The sequence below is a fragment of the Microbacterium sp. NPDC055442 genome (assembly GCF_053644215.1).
Genome location: NZ_JBSHLF010000012.1, coordinates 1 through 3767 on the forward strand (window position 1 = coordinate 1; position 3767 = coordinate 3767).

3 protein-coding genes are annotated in these 3767 nt (G+C 67.0%); 1 reads left to right on the top strand and 2 read right to left on the bottom strand.

Annotation, left to right across the window (positions count from 1 at the left end; genetic code table 11):
- On the bottom strand, positions 1 to 1629 hold a 1629-nt coding region (locus ACWIBS_RS15130; RefSeq protein ID WP_454137042.1), incomplete at its 3' end, for an LVIVD repeat-containing protein.
- Between the two features lie 228 nt (positions 1630 to 1857).
- Here ACWIBS_RS15130 and ACWIBS_RS15135 point away from each other — a divergent pair.
- The gene (locus tag ACWIBS_RS15135; RefSeq protein ID WP_376128876.1) at positions 1858 to 2517 is read left to right on the top strand and encodes a DUF305 domain-containing protein; all 660 of its coding nucleotides are present in this window, start codon (positions 1858 to 1860) and stop codon (positions 2515 to 2517) included.
- Between the two features lie 26 nt (positions 2518 to 2543).
- Here the strand turns inward: ACWIBS_RS15135 and ACWIBS_RS15140 are convergent, their stop codons facing one another.
- Positions 2544 to 3476: a COG1470 family protein gene (locus ACWIBS_RS15140; protein WP_376128874.1), complete on the bottom strand. Its 933-nt coding sequence runs from the start codon at positions 3474 to 3476 to the stop codon at positions 2544 to 2546.
- Positions 3477 to 3767: the final 291 nt, after the last annotated feature.

A 3767-nucleotide genomic window follows, 5' to 3' on the forward strand; every position in this document is an offset into this window, starting at 1 on the left:
ACGCACCGTTGCCAGAGCCTCGCCCGACAGCGTGCCCGCACGCTCAGCCTGATCCACGAACGACTTCGCCACGTTGTAGCTGGCGTCGTGCGAGAACGACTCCTGGCCCTGGACGTTGACCTGCGGCGAAGCGAATTCGCTCGCTGCCGCGATCTCGTTGGCCGAGAGGTGCGCGCTCGGCGTGAGCTGGAACGTGTCGAAACCACGCGTCAACTCGGAGCCGTAGATGTTGCCGTTGTACCAGTACGTCGACCAGAAGCCACCGCTCGCGGCGCTCGTCGCGCTGATCGGGCCGCGGTCGAAGTAGCCGATCTCGACCGGGTTGGCCGAGTCGGTGAAGTCGAACACCGAGAGACCGCCCTGGTACCAGGCCTGGACCATGATGTCGCGACCCGGAACCGGAACCAGCGAACCGTTGTGCGCGACGCAGTTCTCGCGGTTGGTCTGCACGTTCGGGATCTTGTAGTAGCTGCGGAACTCCATCTTTCCGTCGACTATGTCGTAGATGGCGTTCGCGCCCCACTCCGGACGGTGGATCGACTGGCAGTAGGCACCGCCGCCGCCGCCCCACTCGTCGGTGAAGACGACCGTCGTGCCGTCGTTGTTGAACGTGGCCGAGTGCCAGTACGCGAAGTTGCCGTCGGCGACAGCATCGATGCGCTGCGGGTTGGCGGGATCGCTGATGTCGATCAGGATGCCGTTACCCGCGCACGCGCCGGCCGCGAGACCGATCTCGGCGTACACCGTGATGTCGTGACACTGGTTAGTGTTCGGGCTCGGCGACCAGCCGCCACCTGACGGGTGACGGGGGGCCGTGGGGCCGTTCTGCAAGCCGTTGACGGCACCGGTGACCGGGTCGGCGAACAGACGCGACTCCGTCACGACCGCGGCAGCTGCCGGGTCGGCGACGGGGACCTTGATGACCTCGATGCGCCAGCGCGACGGGTTCTCGGTGTCGGCTGCGCCGTTGCTGCAGCCCGCGAGCTGCGATGCCGCGCGGACGCCCGCGGTGCCCGAGACGTAGATGTAGATGTTCTCGGTGTCATCCGGGTCCTGCAGCACGGTGTGCGTGTGCGAGCCACGGCATGTCTGGACGGCCGCGACCTGCACAGGGTTGTAGATGTCGCTGATGTCGAACACGCGAACGCCGCGGAAGACCGTCGACTGCGGGTTCGTCGTGCAGTCCAGACGCGCGCTGGTCGCTTCGACCGACAGGAAGAGCAGGTCGCCGACGACGGAGGCGTCGTTCTGGCTGCCGGGACAGATGAACTGCGTGAGCAGTTCGGGGTTGGCCGGGTCTGCCACGTCGTAGAACTGGACGCCGTTGTAGTTTCCGACGATCGCCATGTCGTCCTTGAAGGCGAGGTCGGAGTTCGTGCCGAGGCCGGCGAGCTTCGGAAGCGTCGCGAGGTGCTCGACGTTGCTCGACGCGGTGCCCGCGTCGTACAGGCCTGAGCTCAGGCCTTCGCGGGGGTCGGCCGGAGCCGGGTCGGCGACAGCGGACGTCGCCGCCATCATCGAGACGCCGAGGGTGAGTGCGCCGGTGACGGCAAGCGCTCGCGTCCTCCAGCGCGCTCGGGGGGTGGTGCGTGAGTTCATGCGGGGGTTGCCCTTCGTGTCGGTCTTCATCGATCTGACAGGTACTAACTCAAGCGAAAGTGCGCTTCTCCGAGCGGGTTGCCCGGCCTCTGCGCACTTCGCGTACAGCACGGATATGCAGTTGTATGTTCGGGAATCTATAGGTTTGCTGAGAATCTCCGCTACCTTTCTCGTTACATTTCTGTTTCGACCTTCCAATCGGTGCACCGTCGCACTGCAAGATGGAGCCACCGAAACCAGACCGAGAGGCACCTCTCCATGCCCGTATCGCCCCGCTTCCTCCCCCTCGGCGCGGCGGTCGTGATCGCACTCGGGTTGACGGCGTGCACCGCCGAGCCCGAGGCATCCGCCCCCGTTCCCACCGCCCCCGTGATCCAGCCCGGGGCACCGGGCGAACCGAACCGGACCCTGTCGCCCGAAGAAGCCGCCGCGATCCAGTCGGAGCCGCACAACGATGCCGACGTCGTCTTCGTGCGCGACATGATGCACCACCACTCGCAGGCGCTGATCATGACGAGCTACGTCGAAGAACGCACGAGCAACCGTGACATCCGGCTGCTCGCCGAGCGGATGGACATGAGCCAGAGCGCCGAGCTCGAAAGGTTCGAGGCCTGGCTGCAGGCGCGCGGTGAGGCGCCTCGCGATCCGGATGCCGGACACGCGGCGCACGCCGACATGCCGGGCCTTCTGACCGATGCCGAGCTGGCGCAGCTCGAGGCGGCGCGCGATGCCGCATTCGACCGGCTGTTCCTCGAGCTCATGATCAAGCACCACGAGGGCGCTGTCGAGATGGTCATCGACCTGTATGCGTCTGGGGGCGGCCGGGAGACCGAGCTCGACGTCATGGCCGGTCACATCGAGGCCGATCAGGGCATCGAGATCAGCCGCATGCAGGAGATGCTCGCCGCGAGGTCCTGAAACCACCGCGGCGAGCATCTGAGCACTCAGGTTCCCGAGGTGTTCGCCCGCTGGGCTGCGGCGACGGCTTCTGCCACGGCGTCAGCCCGTGCCTGCGCGATGAGGGCCTCGGTCTTGCGCTTGCGTCGGCGACGGTCAAGGGCCGACAGCACGATCAGCAGCACGATGATCGCGATGACGACCAGCTGAGACCACGGCATCGTGATCACGGTCGCCTGAGCCTCGGAGGGCGCGATCTCGCCCACCTCGAGGTCTTCCGCGACGGATGCACCCTGCGAGACGACGTCGACGGTGGCGACGAACAGCGGCCAGACGCCGCGTACCTGCCGTTCGAAGGTGCGGGACTCGCCCGGTGCGATCTCGGTGATCGTCTCGGGGTCCAGCGTGCGTGCGAGCCAGCCGAAGGGACCCGAGACGGTGGCGAGCGATTCGACGCCGAGGCGCACGTTGCCGGTGTTCGAGACCTCGTAGGTGAGGGTCAGCGTGCCGGGCTCGAACGGGTTGATCGAGCCGGTGTAGGTGCCCGAGACGCTCGTCGTGAGCGCGGGGGCCATCTCGCCGGTGACGCGGGTCATGACGCGGAAGCCGACGCGGGACTCGACGCCCACCTCGCCGCCGCTGCGGATGCTGGCGGCCACGCCGGCGGGGTGGTCGCCCGGCGTCGCGTTCTCGGGCACGGTGATCGTGAAGGGAACGATCGCGTCGCCGCCCGAGGGTACCTCGATGCTGTCCTGGATCTCGATCCAGGTGCCCGCATCGACGGACTCCTGGTCCGAAGTCAGCATGTTGAACCGGCCCGTGGCCGTGAAGTAGCCGTCAGCGGCCGTGAGCTGGAACGTCACGGTCTCGCGGCTGAGGTTGCGCACGAGGAGGTGCTCTTCGACCGTCGAGCCGGGGTCGAGCTCGAGCTCGACCCACGAGCGACCGTCTTCGCCGACACCGTCGCTGGGCCGAACCATCCAGGTGATGGTGTCGTCTTGCGTGTCGGCGGCAGCGGCCGTCGCTGCGGGCGCGAACGGCACCGCGAAGAAAAGGAGTGCGAGTGAAGCGACGATCAGTCGTCGAAGAAAGCGTTGCATGAGACCTCGGGGGGAGTTTAGTCGGTCGCACGCGGAGAGGCCGCACCCGTGGGTACGGCCTCTCGCGTGTCGAGGTTTTACTCGAACAGTGACAGGGTCATCACCGAGGTGTAGCTGCCGGATGCGGCGGCCGATGCGGCGACCTTGAGGGTCAGGTCGGCGGTCGCGTCC